We start from the raw sequence: 23,538 nt of genomic DNA on the forward strand, positions 1-23,538 counted from the left end.
GGCACCGGAAGGGTGGGTATGGGGCCCGCCTGGTAACCTTGTTTTCACCATGTCCGCAAATCGCGGATCGGCCGTGATATAAGGCGGCCATGAGTTCGATTGCGCGGGTCGCCATGTCCAACGGATTTTTCCGCATGCTCTTCCTGGCCGGCTTCGCCGTGGCCGCCCTGACCGCGGTTCCGGCGCGGGCCGACTACCGCGACAGTGTTCCCGTGCTCCGCATCGGCGTTGTCGAGGCGCAGCTCGCCGCGGTCGATCCCGCCAAGCTCGCCGCGGTCGACGCCGCCTTCGCCGAAGCGCTGGGCGTGCCGGTCGAGATCGTCCGGATGGGCAGCTACGCGGCGCTGATCGACGCCCACGCCAGCGGCCGCGTCGGCTACGCCATCCATTCGACCCGGTCGTTCGCCGCCACCGAGGCGGTGTGCGGCTGCATCCGGGCGTTCCGGACGCCCGTCGCAGCCGATGGATCGACCGGGTTCCGGTCGGTGCTCGTGGTCCGCGACAGCGTCGCAAAACCGGTCTCCGAACTCAAGGTCGCCTATTCGCGGGAAGACTCGGTGTCCGGCTGGCTCATTCCGCAGCAGGCGATCCGCACCGGCGGCCTCGACGCCCCGCAGCTCGTCCGCGCCGGCAGCGTCGCCGCGGTGATCGCGCTCTACGCCGGCGGCGAGGTGGACGGGTTCTTTGCCTGGATCCCCGACAGTCCCGGAGATGCGGGCGCAGACGTGGCGCGGGTGTTCGGCGGCTGGAACATGCCGGCCATCGCCGGCGCCGAGCCGCTCAGGATGCTGTGGTCGTCGCAGCGCATCCCCTACGGGCCGCATGCGGTGCTGCGCTCGCTGCCCGACGACCTGGTCGAGGCGCTGGGCGGCTTTCTCGACCGGATCCCGGCCTCGGCGCCGGGCTTGCTGGATATTTTTGAACCGGTCTATGGCGGCGGCTATGCCGCGCCGGATCCGGAGGACTACCGCAATGTCCGCGGCCTGGTCGAGGGACTGGCCGGCACCGACGCGGCGGCGCTGCCCGCGCGCTGAGGCGGGCCCGGCTCAGCAGTCCGAGCAGGTCACGCTGTTTCCCACGCGCTGGCGCAGGTGGTAGGTCTTCTTCATGTGCAGCGTCCGCATGTCGATGTCCTGGATGCCGGGCATGACCAGCAGCAGGTCGTGATCGACCTCGACTTCGGTGCGGACCAGAAACGTGTTGGGCATCGCCAGATCGGTGGGCAGCGCCTGCGTCGACCCGGCCGTGTAGGGTTTGGTGTTGTCCTGCTGCCAGGACCACGTCGCCTTGCCGACGCCCGAGGCGTCGATCGCGATTCCGGTGATCTTCACCTTGATGCCGTCGGAGTGGAACGGCGTCATCACGCTCTGCGCCACATTGACCATGGATGTGAGGAAGGTCTTGTTGACCGTTTCGTCCTGGGTGACGAGGTCGGCCACGGTGCTGGCGGCGCGCGCCAGCTTCTTGTTGACCGACATGGCGACGGAGACTTCCAGCGATCCCATGTAGAGGACGATCAGCACCGGCGCGATCAGCGCGAATTCCACCGCGCCCACGCCGGACCGGTCGCCGCGGAGCCTGCGCGCGGCTCGCTTCAGTTCGATCAGGACTCCCGTCATGGCCATGCTCCCTTGTGGTTTGCCGCGTCTGTCCCGCTGGCCGCTCACGGGTAGTTCTCGTTGCGGAACGCGGCGGTGGCCACCATCAGGTAGTCGCGCGGCATCTCGCCGTCCTTGCGGATATTGGTGATGAACGGCCGCACCAGGTCGGTCATCACCTCCCAGCGGTAATAGGCGCGGACGATGTTGATGCTTTTGGGCCCGCCGGGGTCGTAGCCGAAATCGGAGGGGTCGAGGTCCGAGAACTGGTCGTTGTTGGTCTTGGGGATGTAGTTCGGGATGGCCGCGAAGCTCGCGAATTCGCGGACGTCGAGATAGAGCTTCTGGTCGTCCGGGTCTTCCTCGGCGACGCATTTGATCATCAGGCTGATCTCGCCGCAGAATTTGGCGCGGAACTGCGCTTCCGTGAGATCCGTGGCACGGCCCAGGCCGACGGTGATCTGGCCGGTGCGGATCTGCCGGCTCAGGGTGTCGACGGCGTTTTCCAGGAGCTGCTCGCCGGCGAAGGCGATGAAGGCCTCGATGGTGGCGAAAATCAGCAGGAAGAACGGAAACGCCAGCAGTCCGAATTCGATCGCCGCGGTGCCGTCCTTCGACCGGCGGAACCGGGAGGCAAGCCGCCGCATCCGCCGCGGCGGAACCGGCTCTTGATTTGCTTGATCGTCGAGATGCATCTTCGGACTCCCTGACACAGGTTTGCCAGCGGCCGAAACTAGAACAAACTAGTTGAATATTCGTAACGTCAATCCCCACAAGACGTCGGGCGTGGTTAACCGATCGTCAACCCGGAGACGCCGCCGGGGCCGGGATCAGGGTCAGGGATTGGCCGGGGCCGCCGTGATCGCGTGCTCCTCGCAGGACGGCGAGCAGGAGTAGACCGAGCGCGAGGTCTGCTTGAACACCCGGAGCGTGTTGGCCTCGTCGACCGACACCAGGATGCGCTCGTCGACGATCGCGTCGCCGGCCTGGTCGAGGATGACCAGGTTGGTGGTGCCGTAGGACTTGCCGGTCAGCACGATGGTCTGCGGGTCCGAGACGGTGACGTCGGCGACATTGGCGTTGCCGATGATGACCTTGGAAACCATGCGGTCGAGCTTGAGGATGCGGGCATGGTCCATGAACACCCGGATCACGTCCTCGGCGGCCTGCGCCGGAACCGACGACAGCAGGGCCAGGGCCAGGCCGCCTGCGACATGCATGAACCGGCGTCGGACAGGGATGGAATGGGTCATGCCGTTTCCTCGGGTTTGGACATATGGCCTCTAAAATCGCCGGGATTGGTGAATGAAGCTTTAAGAAGACCCGGCCCGCGGCAAAATCACCGCGGCGGCGCCCAGGTGGACCAGCCCCGGCAGCCGGGCGGAGCGGCGGCCGCCATTATAAAGTGGCGTCGCGAAGCGCCGCTTGCCTGCCGGACGCTCCGGTTTCGTTAACCAGTCGGGCGGTCATCGCGGTGGAAGACTTTGCTAACCACCTTCCTTAAGCAGATTGCAAAGTCCCCGGTGTAGCTTGCGATCATCTGATCAACGGTAACGGTTGACGGAGTGCTGAAACCACAGTGTGGATCAAGGAGTATCCCATGAAGAACATCATCGTACGCTTCGTCAACGACGAATCCGGCGCCACCGCCATTGAATACGGTCTCATCGCAGCCCTGATTTCGGTTGCGCTGATCACCGGCGCCACCACGCTCGGCAACACGCTGAGCAACCAGTTCAACAGCCTGTCGACCAAGATGACCACCGCAAACGGCATTCATCCGTAATCGCCGGCAGGGTCTTGACCGGAACCTGAAAGCCGCCCCTCGGGGCGGCTTTGTCATGTCTTCTTGCGCCCGGCGCGCCCGGATTCTGGTTCACGCTCCGTTAACCATGCCGCTGCCAGACGCCCTGCAAGATTTTGCTAACCGTGTTTGTTAAGCGGTTTGAAAACGCCTTCTCTTACCATCTGCGCATCCGACCGGCCGAAGCCGCCGGAGGAGTGCTGAAACCACATTGGATTGAAGGAGCAACCCGTGAAGACCCTTTTTGAACGTTTCGTCAAGGACGAATCCGGCGCGACCGCCATCGAGTACGGCCTCATCGCAGCCCTCATTTCGGTCGCGCTCATCACCGGCGCCACCACGCTGGGCAACACCTTGAGCAACCAGTTCAACAGCCTGTCGACCAAGATGACCACTGCAAACAGCATGCATCCGTAATCGCCGGCAGGAACTTGAACGAAGTCGAGAGCCGCCTCCCGGGGCGGCTTTTCTCGTGGGGTCGTTGCCTTTCCTTAAGGACTGCCGGGTAGAATCGGACCAAATCCAGGAGCAAGCCGATGGTCGAGGCCGCAATCTTTGTCATTCTTCCGCTGTGCATGGCGATGGCGGCGTTCTGCGACATCATCTCCATGAAGATCCCCAACCGCGTCTCGCTCATCCTGGCGGCGTCCTTCTTCGTGGTCGCCCCGTTCAGCGGCATGGACCTCGCCACCTTCGGCTGGTCGCTGATCGCCGCGCTGAGCGTGTTTGCCGGCTGTTTCGCGCTGTTCGCGCTGAACGTGATGGGCGGCGGTGACGCCAAGATGCTGAGCGCCGCAGCGCTGTGGTTCGGCTTCAACATCGATCTCGTCGCATTTCTCGGCATCACCGGGATCTATGGCGGCTTCCTGGCGCTGATCGTGCTGATGATCCGCGCCAACCAGAATGTGCTTCTGGCCTCGCCGTTTCCGATCCCGATGCATTTCTTCAAGGCGCGCGCCGGAATTCCCTATGGCGTGGCCATCGGCGCGGCGGCGTTCTCCACCTATCCGGACACCGAGATCTTCAAGCAGGCGCTGAGCCAGCTCTACTGACGGCCCCGCCGCCCGCGCCCCGTTCCTCCCGTTCCTCCGCAGAGTCGGTTCCCGCCGGGTCGCTGTCCATGCCCGGGCCGCGTCCGGTCCGGCACGCCGGCCATCGGCCGGCATAAGCCGGCCGCCTCTCGTCGAGCGCCGATTCCGGCAGATGCCCGCCGCCCGCGCCCTGGCAATTTTGCGTTAACCCTGTTTGCTAGCGGGTCATTAACCATAATTACACGATTGCACATGCATTCTGCGGCGAGCCGATCCAATACTCGCTTGAGGAAACAGCATGAAACCCGCCCGCGTCGTCATCATGGCAGTGGCAGTCCTCGCCGCAGGACTAGCCGGGTATCTGGCCATGAACCTGACCTCCCCCACGGTCCAGGAAACCTCCTCCGAGCCGATCATCGAGAAGATGCCGACCATCGACGTGCTGGTGACCTCCGCCAGCCTGCCGGTGGGCTCGCGCCTGAACGAGGAAACGATGCAGTGGAAGGGCTGGCCCGAGGACGGCCTGGTCGAAGGCCTGATCCGACGCGACGTCCGTCCCGAAGCGATCACCGAGCTCACCGGCGCGGTCGTCCGCCTGCCGGTCTTCGCCGGCGAGCCGCTCCGGCCCGAAAAGATCGTCGATTCGTCGTCGCGGATCATGTCGTCTCTGCTGCCGGCCGGCAAGCGCGCCGTCGCCACGGAGATCTCGGTCGCCACCAGCGCCGGCGGCTTCATCCTCCCCAACGACCGGGTGGACGTGATCATGGTGCGCCGGAAGACCGGGGCGGAAGGATTTCTTACCGAAGTCATCCTCTCCAATATCCGGGTCCTGGCGATCGACCAGCGCATCGAGGAAGACGCCGAAGGCAACCGCACCGCGGTCGGAACCACGGCCACCCTCGAGCTCGATCCCGATCAATCGAAAATCATCACCGTTGCACAGCAGATGGCCGACCGGTTGACCCTTGTCCTGCGCAGCATCGCCGACGTTCAGGAGGCTGACGGCGGCGGTGCGGAATATCTCTTGAGCGGCGAAGACGGCTCGACAGCCATCCAGCTGATCCGCTCCGGCACCATAACCCAAGTTGGCGCCACCAACTGAAGCGGAGAATGAACGTGCGTCACATTGCAAAATCGCTCCTGTCATCCATCACCGGCTTTGCGCTGGTGGGCACCGCCGTGTTCGCGGGCGTCGCGCTCGAGCCGTCCGGCGGCCGTCTCGTGGCCGCGGCCGGGGCTGCGGAAAGCGTCATCCGGATCAGCCAGACCGGCCCCGGCGCCACCAAGCGGATCAAGCTGGGCCTCAACAAGGCCATCGTCATCGACCTGCCCACGGACGCCCACGACATCCTCGTGGCCGATCCGAGCCTTGCCGATGCGGTGACCCGCACCTCGCGCCGGCTCTATCTGTTCGGCAAGACGGTGGGACAGACCAACATCTTCATCTTCGGCCCGAGCGGCGAGGAGATCGTCGCCATCGATCTCGAGATCGAACGCGATGTCTCCGGGCTTCAGGCGCATCTGGCCCGCTTCCTGCCCGATTCAGACATCAAGGTGGAGATCATCTCCGACAACATCGTCCTAACCGGCTCGGTGCGCACCCCCCAGGACGCGGCCCAGGCCGCCAATCTCGCCCAGATCTTCCTGACCGGCGGCGAGGCGACGACCCGCGAGATCACTGCCGCCGGCACCGAAGGCGGCACCTCGGCGATCTTCGCCGAAGGCCGGCAGAAGTCGCAGATCGTCAACCTGCTCAAGATCGACGGCGAGGATCAGGTGACCTTGAAGATCACCGTCGCGGAAGTCAGCCGCGAGGTGCTCAAGCAGCTCGGGTTCAACAATTCCGTCTCCAACAGTTCAGGCGTCGACGTGCTCACGCTCAACAACGCCGCCAATATCGCCAGCGGCGGAATCAGCGGCACCATCACCGGCTCGCTCGGAAAATACGGCATCGAAAGCGTTCTGAACGCGATGGAGCAGGCCAAGGTGATCCGCACCCTGGCCGAGCCGAGCCTGACGGCGATTTCCGGCGAAAGCGCCACCTTCACCTCCGGCGGCGAGATCCTGCGCAACGTCTTCCAGCCCAACGGCTCGGTCGCCACGCAGAGCTATGAATACGGCATCAAGCTCAACTTCACCCCGGTCGTGCTGTCGGCCGGCCGCATCAGCCTCAAGATCTCCACCGAGGTCTCCGAGCCGCTGGCCGAGGGAGCCACCACCGAATTCCGCAAACGGCAGATCGAGACCTCGGTCGAGCTTCCCTCCGGCGGCTCGATCGCGCTCGCAGGCCTGGTCCGCGACAATGTCCAGCAGGACACCAGGGGAGTGCCCGGCGCCAACAAGATCCCGGTCTTCGGCACCATGTTCCGCAACAAGTCCTTCTCGCGCGTCGAGACCGAACTGGTGGTGATCGCCACGCCCTATCTGGTCAAGCCGGTGGCGCGCAACGCGCTGGCGCGTCCCGACGACAATTTCAATCCGCCCAGCGACGGCGCGGGTTTCTTCCTCGGTCGGGTCAACCGCGTCTACGGGCACATGGAAACCGATCTTCAGCCCGGCCGCTACCACGGCGCCGTCGGCTTCATCTACAAGTGATCAGGGGACATCCGATGCAAACCAATACCTTTGCCCTTTCGGGCCCCGACACTGCACAGCGGACCGGTCGCTCCGCGTCGATCGCCCTGTCGCTCGGCCTGGCCGCCCTCCTGCTTTCCGGATGCGCCGGGCGCGGCACCAGCGTCACCGTCGGCGCCATTCCCGACGACTACCGCACTAACCACCCGATCATCGTGTCGGAAAAGGAGCGCGTCTTCGATCTGCCGGTCGCGTCCGGGGACCGCAAACTGACAATCTCCATGCGCGAATCCATCCGCGGCGTGGCCAATGAATACCGCGGCAGCGCCTCGGGCGCGGTGCGGATCATGGCGCCCTCCGGCTCGGTCAATTCCGCCGCCGCATCACTTTTGGTGCGCGAGGTGGCCGACGTGCTGCGCAGCCAGGGCATTCCCGGCGACCGCATCATCTCCTCGCTCTACCAGGCCGGCTCCGCCAATGACGCGGCCCCGATCCGCATCAGCTTCATGGCGATCGCCGCCTCGACCAATGAATGCGGCCGCTGGCCGGAGGACATGCTCGCCAACGGCTCGGACAACAAGCATTACGCCAATTTCGGCTGCGCCACGCAGAACAACATGGCTGCCCAGATCGCCAATCCCGGCGATCTGCTGACGCCGCGCGGGGCCACGCCGATCGATGCCGCGCGCCGCGCAAACGTGATCGACTCCTATCGTACAAACGGCGCTGCGCTGTGATGCGCGCCGCCACGCCGAGTATTGAAAGCAGGACAGGCAGATGACCAACCTTGACTACGAGCTCGAGCCGGCAAAGCAGCCGGAGGCAGAACCCGCTCCGGAGCGGGGCGATTTCGACCGGATCCGCCCGCTGCCCCGGATCTCGGTGCATGCCTTCGTCGAATCCGAAGGCCTGGCCAAGACCATGGAGCGCTGTTCCCAGGACCGGCGCATGGCCAAGGTCAACCTGCGCATCACCTCGGGCGGCGTCTCGGCCGCCGCCAACATGTTCGCGGGTTCGCCGACGCCGAACCTGCTGATCCTCGAAACTCGCGCCGACGCGCACACGCTGCTCGAGGAGCTCGGCGACCTGGCTTCCGTGTGCGATCCCGACACCCGCGTGGTGGTGGTGGGCCACGTCAACGACGTGTCGCTGTACCGCGAACTGGTCCGCAACGGCGTTTCCGAATACATCGTCGCCCCGGTGTCGATGGCCGATGTGATCGGCGTCATCTCCTCCATCTTCATCGATCCGGACGCGGCCCCGCTCGGCCGCTCGATCGCCTTTGTCGGCGCCAAGGGCGGCGTCGGCTCCTCCACCATCGCCCACAACTGCGCCTGGAGCATCTCCAACCTGTTCTCGAGCGAAGTCATCCTGGCCGATCTCGACCTCGCCTTCGGCACGGCCAATCTGAATTTCGACAACGATCCGACGCAGGGGATCGCCGAGGCGGTGTATTCGCCCGACCGGCTCGACGAGGTGTTCCTCGACCGCCTGCTCGCCAAGTGTTCGGAGCATCTGTCGATGCTCGCGGCGCCCTCGATGCTGGACCGGACCTATGATTTCTCCGGCGACGTGTTCCTGCCGATCCTCGACATCATCCAGCGCAACGCGCCGGTGTCGGTGCTCGACGTGCCGCACATCTGGACGGACTGGACCCGCAAGGTCCTGTGTGCCGCCGACGAGATCGTCATCACCGCGACGCCCGATCTCGCCAATCTGCGCAATACCAAGAACCTGTTCGACACGCTGCGCAAACTGCGGCCCAACGACAGGCAGCCGCTCTTGATCCTCAACCAGGTGGGCATGGCCAAGCGGCCGGAAATCGCCCCCGACGTGTTCTGCGATCCGCTGGAAATCGAACCGCTCGCCATCATTCCCTTCGACGCGATGCTGTTCGGCGAAGCCGCCAATTCCGGCCTGATGATCGGCGAATCCGCCGCCAAGTCCGCGGTCGCCGAGGCGCTGTCGCAGATCGCCCATGTCGTCACCGGCAGGGCGGAAGCCAAGAAGCGCAAGAAGGCCGGGTTGTCGTCGCTGATGGGCCTGCTCGGCCGCAAGTAAAACCGAAAGTCTGGAGTGGAACGCAACATGTTCGGCAAACGCAGCAATGATGGATCAGGCAAGCCGCCAGCCGCACCGGTGGCGCGGCCCATGGTCCATGCCGAAACGCAGGTGACGTCCGTGCCCGAGGCGAAGCCGTCGGCGCCGGCCGTGGCGTCCATGGCGCCGGCTGCGGCCCAGTCCGCCGCTAAGCCACAGCAGCCCGCGGCCCGCCGCGACGAGCCGCCGGTCAAGCGCAAGCAGGCCCGCAACGAAGCCTATTACGACACCAAGAGCCAGGTCTTCTCGGCGCTGATCGACACCATCGACCTGTCGCAACTGGCCAAGCTCGACGCCGAAAGCGCCCGCGAGGAAATTCGCGACATCGTCAACGACATCATCACGATCAAGAATTTCGCGCTGTCGATCGCCGAGCAGGAGGAACTGCTCGACGACATCTGCAACGACGTGCTGGGCTACGGCCCGCTGGAGCCGCTACTGGCGCGCGACGACATCGCCGACATCATGGTCAATGGCGCGGGCATGACCTACATCGAAGTCGCTGGCAAGGTGCAGGAAACCGATGTGCGGTTCCGCGACAACAGCCAGCTTCTGTCGATCTGCCAGCGCATCGTCAGCCAGGTCGGCCGGCGCGTCGATGAATCGAGCCCGATCTGCGACGCCCGTCTTCCCGACGGTTCCCGCGTCAACGTGATCGCCCCGCCGCTCGCCATCGACGGCACCGCGCTCACCATCCGCAAGTTCAAGAAGGACAAGCTGACGCTCGACCAGTTGGTCAAATTCGGCGCCATCACGCCCGAGGGCGCCGTGATCCTGCAGATCATCGGCCGCGTCCGCTGCAACGTGGTGATCTCCGGCGGCACCGGCTCCGGCAAGACCACGCTGCTCAACTGCCTCACGGCCTATATCGACGCCGACGAGCGGGTGATCACCTGCGAGGACTCCGCCGAGCTCCAGCTCCAGCAGCCGCATGTGGTGCGCCTCGAAACCCGGCCCCCCAACATCGAGGGCGAAGGCGAGATCACCATGCGCGACCTGGTCAAGAACTGCCTGCGCATGCGTCCCGAGCGCATCATCGTCGGCGAGGTCCGCGGCCCCGAGGTGTTCGACCTTCTGCAGGCGATGAACACCGGCCATGACGGATCGATGGGCACGATCCACGCCAACACGCCGCGCGAATGCCTGAGCCGCATGGAATCGATGATCGCCATGGGCGGGTTCGCGCTGCCGGCCAAGACCGTACGCGAAATCATCTCGGGCTCGATCGACGTGATCATCCAGGCCGCGCGGCTCCGCGACGGCTCGCGCCGCATCACCCACATCACCGAAGTGATCGGCATGGAAGGCGACGTGATCATCACCCAGGACCTGATGAAATACGACATGATGGGCGAAGACGCCAACGGCAACATCATCGGCGAGCACCGCTCCACCGGCATCGGCCGGCCGCATTTCTGGGATCGCGCCCGCTACTACGGGGAAGACAAGCGGCTCGCCGCCGCGCTCGACGCCATGGAAAAAATCACCTCGTAAGGAGACGCCCCTCGTGTTTGGTCTGGATACAGTGGTACTCGCCATCATCGGCCTCGCCGCGCTCTCCGCGGGCGCGCTGGGCTATGGCGTGCTTTACACGAGGATCGAGGGCGAGCGCAAAGCGGCGGGTCGCGTCAACCGGGTCAAGGCGGCCGAGACCGACCGCTCCAAGGCGCTGGCGGCGCGCGACCGGCTGAACGAGGTCAACAAGCGGCGCAAATCCGTCCAGGATTCGCTCAAGACGCTCGAGGAGAAGAACAAGGAGAATGACCGCCGCCGGTCCCCGGCGCTCAAGGAGCGCATCGCCCAGGCGGGCCTCGGCATTTCCGTCCGGCAGTTCTACCTGTTCTCGCTGGTGTTGGGACTGCTGTTCGGCTTCCTGGCCTTCGTCGCCTATGGCAGCCTGCCGGTCGCTGGCGGCGTGGTGGTCATCTTCGGCGCCGGCCTGCCGCGCTGGATCATCGGCTTCCTGCGCGGCCGCCGGATGAAGGCGTTCCTCAACGAATTTCCCAATGCGCTCGACATCATGGTGCGGTCGATCAAGTCCGGCCTGCCGCTCAACGACGCCATCCGGATGATCGCCTCCGAGGGCCAGGAGCCGGTGCGCACGGAGTTCAAGCGCGTCGTCGAGGCCCAGCAGATGGGCCTGAGCGTGCCCGAGGCCTGCACCCGGCTCTACACCCGCATTCCCTTGGCTGAGGCGAATTTCTTCGCCATCGTCATCGCCATCCAGGCCCAGGCCGGCGGCAATCTGTCGGAGGCGCTCGGCAACCTGTCCAAGGTGCTGCGCGAACGCAAGAAGATGAAGGGCAAGATCAACGCGATGTCGATGGAGGCCAAGGCGTCGGCGGCGATCATCGGCGCGCTGCCCTTCATCGTGGCGACGCTGGTCTATCTCACCTCACCCGAATACATCACGATCCTGTTCACCGACAGCCGCGGCCACCTCATTCTCGGCGCCTCGGCGATCTGGATGTCGATCGGCATCATGGTGATGCGCAACATGATCAACTTCGACATCTAGGGGCGGGCGAACCATGCTCTCAGCCATTCTCTCTTCCCTCACCGACCCGGCCTATCTGGTCCCGATCCTCGTCTCGGTGGCGGTGTTCGCGACGCTGTTCACCATCATGGCGCCCTATTTCGAGCGCGGCGACCTCGACGCGCGGATGAAATCGGCGGCGCTCGAGCGCGACGAGATCCGCGCCCGCGAACGCGCCCGCCTCAACGCCGAACAGGCCCGCGCCGGGGAACGGAGCGCCGGCCTGCGCTCGCACAACAATGCCTCCGTGCGCGGACTCGTCGAGCGGCTCAACCTGAAGACCGCGCTCGCCGACGACGCCACGGTCGCCAAGCTGCGCGCCGCCGGCTACCGCACCCAGAACGCGCTCAACATGTTCCTGCTGGCCCGGTTCGTGCTGCCCTTCGTCTTCCTGTCCGGTTCGATCGTCTATGTCTTCGTGCTGGAGAACCTGGCCGACAAGCCGTTCACCGTGCGCATGCTGGCCTGCATCGTCGCCGCCTATGCCGGCTTCTACGCGCCCAACCTGTTCGTCTCCAACCAGGCCAAGAAGCGCCAGACCTCGATCAAGCTGGCCTGGCCCGATGCGCTCGACCTGATGCTGATCTGCGTCGAATCGGGCGTCTCCATCGAAGCCGCGATGAAGCGCGTGGCCGAGGAAATCGCCGTGCAATCGCCGCCGCTCGCCGAGGAATTCGTGCTGACCACGGCGGAACTGTCCTATCTCCAGGACCGCCGCGTGGCGTTCGAGAACCTGGGCAGCCGCACCGGGCTCGACGCGGTCAAGTCGGTGACCCAGGCTCTGATCCAGTCCGAGCGCTACGGCACGCCGATCGCCCAGGCCCTGCGCGTGTTGGCCCAGGAAAGCCGCGACCAGCGCATGACCGAGGCCGAGAAGAAGGCCGCCGCGCTGCCGCCGAAGCTCACCGTGCCGATGATCCTGTTCTTCCTGCCGGTGCTGATCGGCGTCATCCTCGGCCCCGCCGCGATCCAGGTCATGGACAATTTCTCGGGCGGCGTGCCGCAATAGAGGGAAGCGCTCCGGCGCGGCGGCTCGCCGCGGCCGGATTTTGGCGCACGGGGCCGGATGGGCGACGCAAAGGTCACTTAACGGGAAGACGTTGGCCGGCGCTCGCCGGCGGTCGGGCGCATGCCGAAGCAGGCGCGAAGATCTTTCAAGGAGGATGCTTTCGCCGCGGCTTCGGGCGCGGCAATGCCGCCCCTCGACGGCAAGGTGCCGCGCGGACCGCCGGCCGTGACGGCGAGATCAGTTGGTGGCGTTCTTGTCCGTGTCCTTGAGCTTGTTCCAGGCGTTCTGCTGGGACAGCATGGCGCGCAGATAGGTCACGTTGGCGGCGGCCTGTTCGGCGGAGAGTTCGGCGCTGGCGATCTTCTCGGCTTCGGCGAAGCGGCCCTGCAGGCCCACCACCAGGGCCAGGTTCTGGCGCACCCGGCTGTCGGCGCCCGGCTGCCGCACGGCGGTGGCGAGATAGGTTTCGGCGGTTCTCAGGTCCCCCTGCAGCACATAGGACATGCCGAGATTGGACAGAATCGTCGGTTCGTTGGGCTGAAGGTCGAGCGCCTTGCGGTAGCGCCCCCGCGCGGTGGCGGGATCGCCGAGCTGGTCGTGGATCGCCCCTTCCGCCGACAGGAGCTGCCAGTCGGGACGGTCGGGGGTCTGGGCCCGCTGGATCGCGTCGAGCGCCTTCTCGAACTGCCCGGCGCCGGCCAGCGCCTTGCCATAGGCGGCGAGCACGGTGCGGTCGGTGGGATTGTGGATGGCGATCTGCTGCATCACCGCGAGCGCCTGTTCGGCGCGGCCGCCCATGGTCAGCACGGAGGCGTATTGCATGCCCACCGCCGCGTCCTTGGGGTTCCGGTCATAGGCCCTGCCGATGCTGTCGGCGGCGGAGTGCAGCTCGGTCGCGTTCATCGTCGCCAGCGGCTTGTTGAGCGAGGGGACCGACCCGGTGGTCAGCCGGCCCTGCGAGGCGCAGCCCGAAAGCGAGAGCCCGAGCGCGGCGATGCAGACCGCGCCGAGCAGCCGGTGCGCGAGGAGGGAGCGTGAAAGGGTCACTGACATGGGGCTGATCCCGGTTACGAGTGCGAGGCGATCCGGCGCGGATGGCGCCACAGTCTTCGCTCAAGCAATAATCTGTTAACCCTAATCAAGAGTTAACGACTGATTCCCGGCTCGCCGCCGCGAAGGACCCAAGGAGAACCCATGCCGCCTTTTTCCCATATCGATCGCCCATCCCCCTTCGCGGCCATGTCCGGCGAGACCCTGCCCGTCTGGGCCGTGTCCCGGGCCGACATCGACCGCGGCCATTTCGACAAGACGGCGCTGGCCTGGGCGAAGACGGCGGGGTTCAAGGCCGCCGAAGGCGCGGTGCTGCTCGTCCCCAACCGCCACGGCAAGCTCGCCGGCGCGCTGTTCGGGCTCGGCGAGGAGGGCGAATGCCATCCCTTCATCGGCGGCACGCTGGCCCGCGCCCTGCCCAAGGGCGACTGGCACATCGAGACCTCGCCGATATCGGGCCCGGTGATGGCGCTGGCCTTCGGCATGGGCGCCTACCGGTTCGAGGCCTACCGCAAGCCGGCGCCGGAAGGTCCGCGCCTGGTGCTTCCGGCCGATGCCGACGCCGACGCCATCCGACGCACCGTGGCGGCCGTCGGCCTTGCCCGCGACCTGGTCAACACGCCGGCCAACGACATGGGACCCGACGCGCTGGAGGCGGCGTTCCGCGGGCTTGCCAGACACTACAAGGCCAAGGTCGCCGTCGTCGCCGGCAACGACCTCCTGTCGAAGGGCTTCCCGATGATCCACGCCGTCGGCCGGGCGGCGGCCCAGGCGCCGCGCCTGCTCGAACTGCGCTGGGGAAAGAAGGGCGCGCCGAAACTGACCCTGGTGGGCAAGGGCGTCTGCTTCGACACCGGCGGCCTCGACATCAAGCCCTCGGCCTCGATGCTGACGATGAAGAAGGACATGGGCGGGGCCGCCAATGTCCTGGCGCTGGCGCTGATGATCATGGACGCGCGGCTGCCGGTCGATCTGCGGGTGCTGGTCCCGGCGGTCGAGAACTCGATCTCGGCCTCGGCCTTCCGGCCCGGCGACGTGCTCACCAGCCGCAAGGGGCTGACGGTGCAGATCGACAACACCGACGCCGAAGGCCGCCTGGTGCTGGCCGACGCGCTCGCTTACGCCTGCGAGGAGGCGCCCGGGCTGCTCATCGACATGGCGACGCTGACGGGCGCGGCGCGGGTGGCGCTCGGGCCTGACCTGCCGCCGTACTATACCGACGACGAGGACCTGGCGGGCGAACTCGCGACGGCGTCGGGGTCGGTGGTCGACCCGCTCTGGCGCATGCCGCTCTACCGGCCCTACGAGGCCGACATCAAGGCCAAGATCGCCGACCTCACCAATGCGCCCGCGGGCGGCTTCGCCGGCTCGATCACCGCTGCGCTGTTCCTCAAGCGCTTCGTGGCGCCGGGGACGAGCTGGGCCCATTTCGACATCTTCGCCTGGTCGCCCAAGGACAAGCCGCACGCGCCCCAGGGCGGCGAGGCGCAAGGCATCCGCGCCCTGTTCGAGGTGATCGCGCGCCGCCATCCGGCGTGAGAGAGGGCAGGCGGCTTGCGCGCGCGGATCGTTTCGGTCAGTATAAAACGGAACCGAAACGAAAGGCGTGAGCAATGGCGATTGATCTCCGGCCTTCCGACGCGCTCGGGTTGTGGCACGCGGTCACGCTCGAGCATGTCCGGGCAACGGGGCCGGACCTGACCATCCGGCAACTGGCGATCCTCTTGCACATCTACCTCGCGCCGCCGCCGCACACCGTGCGCGGCCTCGCCGCCACGCTCAAGGTGACGAAGCCGGTGATCACAAGGGCGCTGGACACGATGGGCCACATGGGGCTGGTCCGCCGGGTGCGCGACGAGCGTGACCGGCGCAACGTCATCATCAAGCGCACGGTCGACGGCGCACTTTTCGTCGAAAAGATCGGCGACATCATCATCGACGAAGGGCGGAAGCTGTCATCCGCCGAAGGAGTGCATGCATGAACGAGACCCTGGACCGCCGGTCCCACGCCTACCGGCCGGACCTGGCCGACCTGCGGCTCAAGGACAGGGTCACGGCCGCCGCCTATGCCGAGGGCGCCGCCGCCCATGTCGCCGTGCCGGTGGCCGATATCCGTCCCAGGCCCGACCCGGAATGCGGCATCGACACGCAGGCGCTTTATGGCGAGGCGCTGACGGTCTTCGATACCGCGGAGGGATGGGCCTGGGTGCAGCTTCAGGCCGATGGCTATGTGGGCTACGTGCCGCAGGACGCCATCCGTGAAGGCGCCTCCGGCGCCACCCATGTGGTCGCCGTCCCCCGCACCATCCTCTATCCCGGCGCGGATCTGCGCTTTCCCCATCGCGCCGCGCTGTCGATGGGCAGCCGCGTGCGGGTGACCGGAGCGGCCGAGACCCGGGGCACGCCCTATGCGCTTCTCGACGACGGCGCGGCGATGATCGCGGCGCATCTGCGGCCGATCGGCGAGAATGCGCCGGAGGACGCGGTGGCGGTGGCGGCGCGGTTCCTGCACACGCCCTATCTCTGGGGCGGGCGCTCTGGCTTCGGCATCGATTGCTCGGGCCTGGTGCAGATGGCGCTGGCCATGACCGGCACGCCGGCGCCGCGCGATTCCGACCAGCAGGGCGCGGCCCTGGGGACGGTGATCGATCCCGCCCAAGACGGTCTCCGGCGCGGCGACCTAGTGTTCTGGAAGGGGCATGTCGGGATCCTGGAAGACCCCGAAACCCTGCTGCACGCCTCGGGCGGGACCATGTCGGTGACGCGCGAGCCGCTGCAGGCGGCCATCGACCGCATCGCCAGGCTCTACGGCGCGCCCACCCGGTACCGCCGGCCCTGAACCGGCGACGCCGCCGGCTTATACCCACGGGTCACCGGGTCAGTACCCGGCTTTGCGATCGACCAGGTTGATAAGCTTCCCGCCCCTATCGTGGGCGTCCATCTGCGCGACGATCGGCTTGATCAGCGACGACGGCACCGAGGCTGCGGCCGCGTGCGGGGTGATGGTGACGTTCGGATGGCTCCAGAACGGGCTGTCGGGGCCGAGCGGCTCCTGCTGGAACACATCCAGCGTCACCGCCGACAGCAGTCCCTCGTCCAGCGCCGCGAGAATGTCGGCCTCGTTCTGCAGCCCGCCGCGGCCGGCATTGATCAGCACCGGCGCGCCCAGCGGCCCGCGCTTCGTCATCCGCGAGAACAGGGAGCGATCGAGGATGTTGCGCGTGTCGGGCGTGAGCGGCAGCAGCACCACGAAAATGTCCGCCGAGGCAAGGAAGGGCAAGAGCCCCTCGGCGCCCGCGTAGCAGGTGACGCCCTCGAGCTGCTTTTGGGTCCTGGCCCATCCCGACACCTGAAACCCCAGCACGCGCAGCTTGGCGGCGGCGTCGCGTCCGAGCTCGCCCAGTCCCATAATGCCGACGGTGATGTCGGCGGCGGCCTTCTGGCTACGGTCCTCGTGCCAGATCCGCGCGGCCTGCTGCGCCCGGTAGCGCGGGCCGAGGCGGTGATGGTCGAGCACCTGCCAGGCGACATATTCGCTCATCCGTGTGGTGAGGTCGGGCGAGACGACGCGGACGATCGGCACCTGCGGCAGGTCCGGATCGTTAAAGACATGGTCGACGCCGGCGCCGAGCGAGAAGATCGCCTTGAGATTGGGCAGTTTCGACAGGAGCGCCGGACGCTGCTTCCACACCACGGCGTAATGGATGCTGGGGTCGGCCGCGCCGTCGGGCTCGAGCGTCACCGGCCGGTCGGGCGCGGCCCGGCCGAGCTCGTCGAGCCACACGTCGGGCGACCAGCCGGTCAGCGCCAGCAGGATGCGTCCCTTTTGGGTTGTGTCTGTCATGGGGGGCCTATTCGCTGACGTCGCCGCCGGCCGCGGATTCAAGGTTGAACGCCGCCGCCATCAGCGCCTTTGTGTAGTCGGTCTCGGGATGGTCGAAGATCTGGTCCGCCGTGCCCTGTTCGACGACCCTGCCTGCGCGCATGACGATCACGTCATTGGCGAGCGCGCGGACCACCTTGAGGTCGTGGCTGATGAACAGATAGGCGAGATCGTGCCGCGCCTGCAGGTCCCTGAGCAGGTCGACCACCTGCGCCTGGACGCTCATGTCGAGCGCCGAGGTCGGCTCGTCGAGCATGACGAAGCGCGGCTTCAGCACCATCGCCCGGGCGATGGCGATGCGCTGGCGCTGGCCGCCGGAAAACTCGTGCGGGTAGCGCCAGCGGGTGGCGGCGTCGAGGCCCACTTCCTCGAGCGCCTCGGCGACGCGCCGGTCGCGCGCCCCCGGCGACAGGTCGCGCGCATGGATGGCGAGCCCCTCGCCGACAATGTCGGCGATCGACATGCGCGGGCTGAGCGACCCGAACGGATCCTGGAACACCACCTGCATGGCGCTGCGCAGCGGCCGCATCTCCTTGAACGAGCGCTCATGCAGCGGCTGGTCCTCGAAATAGATCCGGCCCTCGCTGCGGATCAGCCGCATCAGCGCCAGCCCCAGCGTGGTCTTGCCGGAGCCGGATTCGCCCACCACGCCAAGCGTCTGCCCGGCCTTGAGCGTGAGCGACAGGCCGTCCACGGCCTTGATATGATCGACGGTGCGCCGCAGAAACCCCTTCTTGACCGGGAACCAGACCTTGATGTCCTCGGCCCGCATCACGTCAGGGGCCTCGGGCTTGCGCGCCGGCGGATCGCCCTTGGGCTCGGCCGCGAGCAGGTGCTTGGTGTAGGCGTGCTGCGGGTTGGAGAAGATCTCGGCGGTCGGGCCGGTCTCGACGATCTTGCCGTCGGTCATCACGCAGACCCGGTCGGCGAATTTGCGGACGATGCCGAGATCATGGGTGATGAACAGCATCGCCATGCCGTGCCTGTGCTTGAGATCGCGCAACAGCTCCAGGATCTGCGCCTGCACGGTGACGTCGAGCGCGGTCGTCGGCTCGTCGGCGATCAGCAGCTCGGGCCGGTTGGCGAGCGCCATGGCGATCATCACCCGCTGCCGCTGGCCGCCGGACAATTGGTGCGGATAGGACGCCAACCGCTTCTCGGGCTCGCGGATGCCGACCTGGTCGAGCAGCTCGAGCACCTGCCGTTCGGCCTCGTCGGGCTTGATTGCTTGGTGCAGGTGCAGGATTTCCGAGATCTGCCGCTCCACCGTCTGCAGCGGATTGAGCGAGGTCATCGGCTCCTGGAAGATCATGGTGATGTCGTTGCCGCGCACGTCGCGGATCTGCGCCTCGGGCGCGGACAACAGGTCCTGGCCCTTGAACAGCACCGCCCCGGAGGGGTGGCTGGCCGCGGGATAGGGCAGCAGCCTGAGCACCGACAGCGCCGAGACCGACTTGCCGGAGCCGGACTCGCCCACCAGCGCCACGGTCTCGCCGCGCCTGATGTCGAACGAGATGCGGTCGAGCGCGAGCTGACTGTCGCCGCCCTGGTGGAACGCCACCGACAGGTCGCGCACCGACAGCAGCGGCTCGTCGGTCCTGGTTTCCGCGCCGCTCATCGGAATGTCTTCCGCGGATCGAAGGCGTCGCGGGTGGCTTCGCCGATGAAGATCAGGAGCGACAGCATGATCGAGATGGTAAAGAAGGCGGTGAGCCCCAGCCACGGCGCCTGCAGGTTGCGCTTTCCCTGGGCGATCAGTTCGCCGAGCGAGGCCGAGCCCGGCGGCAGGCCGAAGCCCAGGAAATCGAGCGAGGTGAGCGTGGTGATCGAGCCCGACAGGATGAAGGGCAGGAAGGTGAGCGTCGCCACCATGGCGTTGGGAAGCAGATGCCGGAACATGATGGTGGCGTTGCCGACGCCGAGCGCGCGGGCCGCGTTGACATATTCGAAATTGCGCGCGCGCAGGAACTCGGCCCGGACGATGCCCACGAACGACACCCAGGAGAACAGGAGCATGATGCCGAGCAGGATCCAGAACCCCGGCGGCAGCACCGCGGCGATGATCAGGAGGATGTAGAGCACCGGCATCGACGACCAGATCTCGATGAAGCGCTGCATCAGAAGGTCGGTCCAGCCGCCGAAATAGCCCTGCACCGCGCCCGCGGCGATGCCGATCAGCGCCGAGAAGATCGTCAGCGTCAGGCCGAACAGCACCGAGATGCGGAAGCCGTAGATCATCCGCGCGGTGACGTCGCGGGCCTGGTCGTCGGTGCCGAGCCAGTTCATGTTGCCCAGCGTGCAGCCCGGATCCTCGTCCTTGAGCGGATAGGCCTGGCAGCGGGTCTCCTTGTCCATCAGCCAGAACGGCGCGGTCGGCGCCGAATGCGGAATGTAGGAATTGGCGGTGGTGTAGGAATAGCGGATCGGCGGCCAGATCACCCAGCCATTGGCCTCGATTTCGTCCTGGATGAAGGGATCGCGGTAGTCGGTGCGCGCCAGGAATCCGCCGAACTTCTCCTCCGGATAGTCGACAAGCACCGGATAGAGGATCTCGCCCTTGTAGGAGGCGAGGATCGGCCGGTCATTGGCGATGAACTCGGCCAGCAGGCTGGCGATGAACAGCACCAGGAAGATCCACAGCGACCAGTAGCCGCGCCGGTTGGCCTTGAAATTGGCCCAGCGCCGCCGGTTGGTGGGCGACAGCCAGCCTTTCGGCCGGCCCTCTGCGTCGAATGCCTGGCTGTTGGAGGAAACGGTCGCGCTCATCCGACATCCCGCTTTTCAAAGTCGATGCGCGGATCGACCCAGGTGTAGACCAGGTCCGAGATCAGCCCGACCACCAGACCCATCAGCGAGAAGATGAAAAGCGTCGCGAACACCACCGGATAGTCGCGCCGGATCACCGATTCGAAGCCGAGCCGGCCGAGCCCGTCGAGCGAGAAGATCGTCTCGATCAGCAGCGAGCCGGAGAAGAAGGCGGATATGAACGCGCCGGGAAAGCCGGCGATGATGATCAGCATGGCGTTGCGGAACACGTGCCGGTAGAGCACCTGGCTCTCGGTCAGTCCCTTGGCCCGCGCGGTGGTGACATACTGCTTGCGGATCTCGTCGATGAAGGAGTTCTTGGTCAGCAGCGTCGTGGTGGCGAAGGCGGCGAGCGACAGCGAGATCAGCGGCAGCGCCAGGTGCCAGAAATAGTCGACGATCTTGCCGAACAGGCTGAGCTCCGCGAAATTGTCCGAGGTGAGGCCGCGCAGCGGAAACCAGTCGAAGAAGGATCCGCCGGCGAACATCACGATCAGCAGGATGCCGACCAGGAAGCCGGGCACCGCATAGGCGACGATGATCAGGCCCGAGGTCCAGACATCGAAGCGCGAGCCGTCCGTCACCGCCTTCTTGATCCCTAAGGGAATCGAGATGATGTAGGACAGGAGCAGGATCCAGACGCCGAGCGAGATCGACACCGGCAGCTTCTCGATGATCAGGTCGAGGACGGAGACGCTGCGGAAATAGCTCTCGCCGAAATCGAAGCGGATATAGTCCCACATCATCGAAAGGAACCGCTCGAGCGGCGGCTTGTCGAAGCCGAACTGGGCCTCGAGCTTCTTGATGAATTCCGGGTCGAGGCCCTGGGCGCCGCGGTACTGCGAGGAGGACGAATCGCCGAATTCCTGGGCGCTGCCCACCGTGTCGCCGCCGCCGGCGATGCGGTCGATGGCCGAATCCCCCTGGCCGGTGAGCTGGGCGATGACCTGTTCGACGGGACCGCCCGGTGCGAACTGGATCACGGCGAACGAGATCGCCATGATGCCGATGATGGTCGGGATCATCAAGAGCAGACGGCGGAGGATATAGCCGCCCATCAGGCTGCGGTCCGCTTGCTCGGGGCGGTCCGGCGGCCCCTGGCCTGTGATGATGTGCTCACTCTCAAATCCTTCAAGCCGGAAAGCCCAGCCCGGGGCTGATTCGTCCACGAGTCATACAGAATCGAATGTCGGAGACGGCGCAAGGCCGAAAGCGCGTCATTCGGCCGACTTCATCCACCATATCTCGGGAAATCCGAGGCCGTAATAGGGCAGCTCCTCGGGATGGGTGAGCGTCCTGCGGTGGGCGATCTTGAAGGCCTTGCTGTAGAACAGCGGCACGACGTAGTGATGGGCGAGCAGCACCCGGTCGAGCGCCTTCGTCGCCGCCACCTGCTCCTCGCGGGTCTCGGCGAAGATCACCATCCGCACCAGCTCGTCGATCGCCGGATCGGAGATGCCGGCGTAATTGCGCGATCCCTCGCGGTCCACCGAGGACGACCCCCAGTAGCCGGCCTGTTCGTTGCCGGGGTTGAGGGTCTGCGCCCAGACCGACCAGATCATGTCGTAGTCGAAGCTCCTGACCCGGTTGGTGTATTGCGAGGCGTCGACGGTGCGGATCCTGGCGTCGACGCCGATCTTCTTGAGATTGGCGACATAGGGCAGCACCGAGCGTTCGAAGGACGGGCTCGACAGAAGGATCTCGAGCTCGAACGGCTCGCCGGTCTGCGCGTTCACAAGCTGCGTTCCCCGGAGCTCGTAGCCCGCCTCCTCGAACAGCGTCAGCGCCTGCCGGAGGTTGGCGCGCGCCTTCTGCGCGTCGCCGCTGACCGGATTGGTGTAGGGCGTGGTGAAGACTTCCGGCGGGACCCTGTCCTTCATCCCTTCGAGGATTTCCTTTTCCCGGCCTTCGGGCAGGCCGGAGGAGGCAAGCTCCGTGCCCCAGAAATAACTGTCGATGCGCTCGAACGCGTCGAAGGCCAGGTTGCGGTTGAGATCCTCGAAATCAAAGGCGTAGTTGAGCGCCTTGCGCACCCTGATGTCCTTGAACTTGTCGCGCCGCAGATTGGGCACCATGGCCTGCATGATGCCGACCGCGCGCAGCGGGTTCTCGATCTCCTCAAGCACGACCTCGCCGCTCTCGACGGCAGGAAAATCGTAGGCTGTGGCCCATTTGCTGGCCGAGTTCTCCTGCCGGTAATCCACCCGGCCGGCGCGGAAGGCCTCGAATTCGACGCTGGCGTCGGTGAAATAGGCGTAGTCGATGGCGCCGAAATTGTGGTGCCCCACATTGACGTTGAGATCGCGGGCCCAATAGTCCTCGCGCAGCTCGTAGCGGATGCTGGAACCCGGGGTGAAGGAGGCGATCCTATAGGGGCCCGAGCCCATCACCGGCTCGAGCGTCGTGCGGCTGATGTCGCGCGCCTTGCCGTCCTTGCTGGTGCCCTCCCACCAGTGCTTGGGAAGCACCAGGATCTGGCCGAGGATCTGCGGCAGTTCGCGGTTGTTGACCTCATCGAAGCGGAAGGTCACCTCGCGCTCGCCGCTCTTCTCGGCGGAGACGACGTGGGCGTAGTAATTGGCCTGCAGCGGATTGTGCTCCTTGGCCATGGTGAAGCTGAACACCACGTCCTCCGGCGTCACAGGCTCGCCATCGGCCCACTTCGCCTCCGGGTGCAGGCGGAAGGTGGCCTGCGAATAGTCCGCGGGATACCTCACGCTCTCGGCAATCAGCCCGTAGGACGTGGACACTTCGTCCTCGGAGGACTTCATCAGCGTGTCGAAGACCAGCGACAGCCCGACCGCCAGCTCGCCCTTGGCCAGGATCGGGTTCAGGCTGTCGAAGGTCCCTTCCTCCGCAAGCCGGAGCGTGCCGCCCTTGGGCGCGTCGGGATTGGCATAGTCGAAATGGGCGAACCCCTCGGGATATTTGATCTCGCCGGTCATCGACATCGCGTGCCGCCAGTCCGCGTCTTGCGCCAGGGATGCCGGCGCACAGATCAGAAGCGCGGCCAGGGCCAGCATGAAGGGGGCAGGGCGGATGATCATGACGGCGGGTCCTCCTGGGGATAAATCACTCGGGAGACAATAGGTCACTTCTGCGTCACGTGCAGGGCCTGATCGAAAAAACCGCGCGAAATCGAAAAAAA

Annotated in this window: 23 protein-coding genes; 14 read left to right on the forward strand and 9 right to left on the reverse strand. The window is 66.0% G+C overall.

Translation table 11 applies throughout. The annotated features are described in order from the left end of the window. Positions 1–89: 89 nt before the first annotated feature. Positions 90–1,034, forward strand: coding sequence for a PhnD/SsuA/transferrin family substrate-binding protein (locus LL06_RS06765; protein ID WP_035524046.1), 945 nt, complete (start codon positions 90–92; stop codon positions 1,032–1,034). A 12-nt stretch (positions 1,035–1,046) separates the two neighbouring features. Here the strand turns inward: LL06_RS06765 and LL06_RS06770 are convergent, their stop codons facing one another. From LL06_RS06770 to LL06_RS06780, 3 genes are all read right to left on the reverse strand, one after another. After that, complete coding sequence (locus LL06_RS06770; protein ID WP_161784942.1) at positions 1,047–1,619, reverse strand: TadE/TadG family type IV pilus assembly protein; 573 nt, start codon at positions 1,617–1,619, stop codon at positions 1,047–1,049. Positions 1,620–1,663: 44 nt separating this feature from the next. Further along, complete coding sequence (locus LL06_RS06775; RefSeq protein ID WP_244447063.1) at positions 1,664–2,245, reverse strand: TadE/TadG family type IV pilus assembly protein; 582 nt, start codon at positions 2,243–2,245, stop codon at positions 1,664–1,666. Between the two features lie 189 nt (positions 2,246–2,434). Then, positions 2,435–2,851, reverse strand: coding sequence for a pilus assembly protein N-terminal domain-containing protein (locus tag LL06_RS06780; RefSeq protein ID WP_035524053.1), 417 nt, complete (start codon positions 2,849–2,851; stop codon positions 2,435–2,437). A 347-nt stretch (positions 2,852–3,198) separates the two neighbouring features. Between LL06_RS06780 and LL06_RS06785 the strand changes: the two genes are divergently transcribed. The 10 genes from LL06_RS06785 (at position 3,199) to LL06_RS06830 (ending at position 12,652) form a co-directional block, all read left to right on the forward strand. Further along, positions 3,199–3,384: a Flp family type IVb pilin gene (locus LL06_RS06785; protein WP_035524117.1), complete on the forward strand. Its 186-nt coding sequence runs from the start codon at positions 3,199–3,201 to the stop codon at positions 3,382–3,384. Between the two features lie 249 nt (positions 3,385–3,633). Then, on the forward strand, positions 3,634–3,819 hold the full coding sequence (locus LL06_RS06790) for a Flp family type IVb pilin (RefSeq protein ID WP_035524057.1): 186 nt from the start codon (positions 3,634–3,636) through the stop codon (positions 3,817–3,819). A gap of 119 nt (positions 3,820–3,938) precedes the next feature. Next, a complete protein-coding gene (locus tag LL06_RS06795) occupies positions 3,939–4,454 on the forward strand; it encodes a prepilin peptidase (RefSeq protein ID WP_035524060.1) in 516 nt (171 codons plus the stop codon). A gap of 277 nt (positions 4,455–4,731) precedes the next feature. Then, positions 4,732–5,535 (forward strand): Flp pilus assembly protein CpaB, encoded by an 804-nt coding sequence (gene cpaB / locus LL06_RS06800; protein ID WP_035524063.1) that lies wholly within the window; start codon positions 4,732–4,734, stop codon positions 5,533–5,535. An 8-nt stretch (positions 5,536–5,543) separates the two neighbouring features. Further along, the gene (locus tag LL06_RS06805; protein WP_035524066.1) at positions 5,544–7,028 is read left to right on the forward strand and encodes a type II and III secretion system protein family protein; all 1,485 of its coding nucleotides are present in this window, start codon (positions 5,544–5,546) and stop codon (positions 7,026–7,028) included. A 14-nt stretch (positions 7,029–7,042) separates the two neighbouring features. Next, complete coding sequence (locus tag LL06_RS06810) at positions 7,043–7,744, forward strand: CpaD family pilus assembly lipoprotein (RefSeq protein WP_035524069.1); 702 nt, start codon at positions 7,043–7,045, stop codon at positions 7,742–7,744. A 40-nt stretch (positions 7,745–7,784) separates the two neighbouring features. Beyond that, positions 7,785–9,068 (forward strand): CpaE family protein, encoded by a 1,284-nt coding sequence (locus LL06_RS06815; protein WP_035524072.1) that lies wholly within the window; start codon positions 7,785–7,787, stop codon positions 9,066–9,068. Between the two features lie 27 nt (positions 9,069–9,095). Next, positions 9,096–10,601, forward strand: a complete 1,506-nt coding sequence (locus tag LL06_RS06820; protein ID WP_035524075.1) for a CpaF family protein — start codon at positions 9,096–9,098, stop codon at positions 10,599–10,601. Positions 10,602–10,614: 13 nt separating this feature from the next. Further along, positions 10,615–11,625: a type II secretion system F family protein gene (locus tag LL06_RS06825; protein WP_035524078.1), complete on the forward strand. Its 1,011-nt coding sequence runs from the start codon at positions 10,615–10,617 to the stop codon at positions 11,623–11,625. Between the two features lie 13 nt (positions 11,626–11,638). Continuing rightward, on the forward strand, positions 11,639–12,652 hold the full coding sequence (locus LL06_RS06830) for a type II secretion system F family protein (RefSeq protein WP_035524081.1): 1,014 nt from the start codon (positions 11,639–11,641) through the stop codon (positions 12,650–12,652). A 237-nt stretch (positions 12,653–12,889) separates the two neighbouring features. Here the strand turns inward: LL06_RS06830 and LL06_RS06835 are convergent, their stop codons facing one another. Continuing rightward, positions 12,890–13,705, reverse strand: coding sequence for a tetratricopeptide repeat protein (locus LL06_RS06835; protein WP_035524084.1), 816 nt, complete (start codon positions 13,703–13,705; stop codon positions 12,890–12,892). A 141-nt stretch (positions 13,706–13,846) separates the two neighbouring features. Here LL06_RS06835 and LL06_RS06840 point away from each other — a divergent pair, with 141 nt between their 5' ends. The 3 genes from LL06_RS06840 (at position 13,847) to LL06_RS06850 (ending at position 16,541) form a co-directional block, all read left to right on the forward strand. Continuing rightward, on the forward strand, positions 13,847–15,241 hold the full coding sequence (locus tag LL06_RS06840) for a leucyl aminopeptidase family protein (protein WP_035524087.1): 1,395 nt from the start codon (positions 13,847–13,849) through the stop codon (positions 15,239–15,241). Positions 15,242–15,315: 74 nt separating this feature from the next. Continuing rightward, the gene (locus tag LL06_RS06845) at positions 15,316–15,684 is read left to right on the forward strand and encodes a MarR family winged helix-turn-helix transcriptional regulator (RefSeq protein ID WP_035524090.1); all 369 of its coding nucleotides are present in this window, start codon (positions 15,316–15,318) and stop codon (positions 15,682–15,684) included. Further along, positions 15,681–16,541 carry an NlpC/P60 family protein gene (locus LL06_RS06850; RefSeq protein WP_035524093.1) on the forward strand — a complete coding sequence of 287 codons (861 nt, stop codon included), beginning with the start codon at positions 15,681–15,683 and terminating at the stop codon, positions 16,539–16,541. Before LL06_RS06845 ends, LL06_RS06850 begins: the two co-directional genes overlap by 4 nt. A 39-nt stretch (positions 16,542–16,580) precedes the next feature. Here the strand turns inward: LL06_RS06850 and LL06_RS06855 are convergent, their stop codons facing one another. The 5 genes from LL06_RS06855 to LL06_RS06875 all read right to left on the reverse strand — a co-directional run bounded on the left by LL06_RS06855 (position 16,581) and on the right by LL06_RS06875 (position 23,437). Further along, positions 16,581–17,546 (reverse strand): glyoxylate/hydroxypyruvate reductase A, encoded by a 966-nt coding sequence (locus tag LL06_RS06855; RefSeq protein WP_035524095.1) that lies wholly within the window; start codon positions 17,544–17,546, stop codon positions 16,581–16,583. Positions 17,547–17,553: 7 nt separating this feature from the next. Continuing rightward, positions 17,554–19,203, reverse strand: coding sequence for an ABC transporter ATP-binding protein (locus tag LL06_RS06860; protein ID WP_035524099.1), 1,650 nt, complete (start codon positions 19,201–19,203; stop codon positions 17,554–17,556). Beyond that, on the reverse strand, positions 19,200–20,351 hold the full coding sequence (locus LL06_RS06865; RefSeq protein WP_035524102.1) for an ABC transporter permease: 1,152 nt from the start codon (positions 20,349–20,351) through the stop codon (positions 19,200–19,202). Before LL06_RS06865 ends, LL06_RS06860 begins: the two co-directional genes overlap by 4 nt. Beyond that, positions 20,348–21,448, reverse strand: coding sequence for a microcin C ABC transporter permease YejB (locus tag LL06_RS06870; RefSeq protein WP_035524105.1), 1,101 nt, complete (start codon positions 21,446–21,448; stop codon positions 20,348–20,350). Before LL06_RS06870 ends, LL06_RS06865 begins: the two co-directional genes overlap by 4 nt. Positions 21,449–21,607: 159 nt before the next feature. Further along, entirely contained in the window at positions 21,608–23,437 is a 1,830-nt protein-coding gene (locus tag LL06_RS06875; protein ID WP_035524109.1) for an extracellular solute-binding protein, read from the reverse strand. Positions 23,438–23,538 lie beyond the last annotated feature (101 nt).

Source organism: Hoeflea sp. BAL378 (assembly GCF_000759435.1).
Classification (GTDB): domain Bacteria; phylum Pseudomonadota; class Alphaproteobacteria; order Rhizobiales; family Rhizobiaceae; genus Hoeflea.

Excerpts from the sequence above, each read along its gene's own strand:
- LL06_RS06765 (WP_035524046.1), top strand. The coding sequence starts at position 90 with ATGAGTTCGATTGCGCGGGTCGCCATGTCCAACGGATTTTTCCGCATG.
- LL06_RS06770 (WP_161784942.1), bottom strand. The coding sequence starts at position 1,619 with ATGACGGGAGTCCTGATCGAACTGAAGCGAGCCGCGCGCAGGCTCCGC.
- LL06_RS06830 (WP_035524081.1), top strand. The coding sequence starts at position 11,639 with ATGCTCTCAGCCATTCTCTCTTCCCTCACCGACCCGGCCTATCTGGTC.
- LL06_RS06805 (WP_035524066.1), top strand. The coding sequence starts at position 5,544 with ATGAACGTGCGTCACATTGCAAAATCGCTCCTGTCATCCATCACCGGC.
- LL06_RS06850 (WP_035524093.1), top strand. The coding sequence starts at position 15,681 with ATGAACGAGACCCTGGACCGCCGGTCCCACGCCTACCGGCCGGACCTG.
- LL06_RS06820 (WP_035524075.1), top strand. The coding sequence starts at position 9,096 with ATGTTCGGCAAACGCAGCAATGATGGATCAGGCAAGCCGCCAGCCGCA.
- LL06_RS06870 (WP_035524105.1), bottom strand. The coding sequence starts at position 21,448 with ATGGGCGGCTATATCCTCCGCCGTCTGCTCTTGATGATCCCGACCATC.
- LL06_RS06785 (WP_035524117.1), top strand. The coding sequence starts at position 3,199 with ATGAAGAACATCATCGTACGCTTCGTCAACGACGAATCCGGCGCCACC.
- cpaB (WP_035524063.1), top strand. The coding sequence starts at position 4,732 with ATGAAACCCGCCCGCGTCGTCATCATGGCAGTGGCAGTCCTCGCCGCA.
- LL06_RS06815 (WP_035524072.1), top strand. The coding sequence starts at position 7,785 with ATGACCAACCTTGACTACGAGCTCGAGCCGGCAAAGCAGCCGGAGGCA.
- LL06_RS06855 (WP_035524095.1), bottom strand. The coding sequence starts at position 17,546 with ATGACAGACACAACCCAAAAGGGACGCATCCTGCTGGCGCTGACCGGC.
- LL06_RS06780 (WP_035524053.1), bottom strand. The coding sequence starts at position 2,851 with ATGACCCATTCCATCCCTGTCCGACGCCGGTTCATGCATGTCGCAGGC.
- LL06_RS06860 (WP_035524099.1), bottom strand. The coding sequence starts at position 19,203 with ATGAGCGGCGCGGAAACCAGGACCGACGAGCCGCTGCTGTCGGTGCGC.
- LL06_RS06810 (WP_035524069.1), top strand. The coding sequence starts at position 7,043 with ATGCAAACCAATACCTTTGCCCTTTCGGGCCCCGACACTGCACAGCGG.
- LL06_RS06865 (WP_035524102.1), bottom strand. The coding sequence starts at position 20,351 with ATGAGCGCGACCGTTTCCTCCAACAGCCAGGCATTCGACGCAGAGGGC.
- LL06_RS06875 (WP_035524109.1), bottom strand. The coding sequence starts at position 23,437 with ATGATCATCCGCCCTGCCCCCTTCATGCTGGCCCTGGCCGCGCTTCTG.
- LL06_RS06835 (WP_035524084.1), bottom strand. The coding sequence starts at position 13,705 with ATGTCAGTGACCCTTTCACGCTCCCTCCTCGCGCACCGGCTGCTCGGC.
- LL06_RS06845 (WP_035524090.1), top strand. The coding sequence starts at position 15,316 with ATGGCGATTGATCTCCGGCCTTCCGACGCGCTCGGGTTGTGGCACGCG.
- LL06_RS06795 (WP_035524060.1), top strand. The coding sequence starts at position 3,939 with ATGGTCGAGGCCGCAATCTTTGTCATTCTTCCGCTGTGCATGGCGATG.
- LL06_RS06775 (WP_244447063.1), bottom strand. The coding sequence starts at position 2,245 with ATGCGGCGGCTTGCCTCCCGGTTCCGCCGGTCGAAGGACGGCACCGCG.
- LL06_RS06840 (WP_035524087.1), top strand. The coding sequence starts at position 13,847 with ATGCCGCCTTTTTCCCATATCGATCGCCCATCCCCCTTCGCGGCCATG.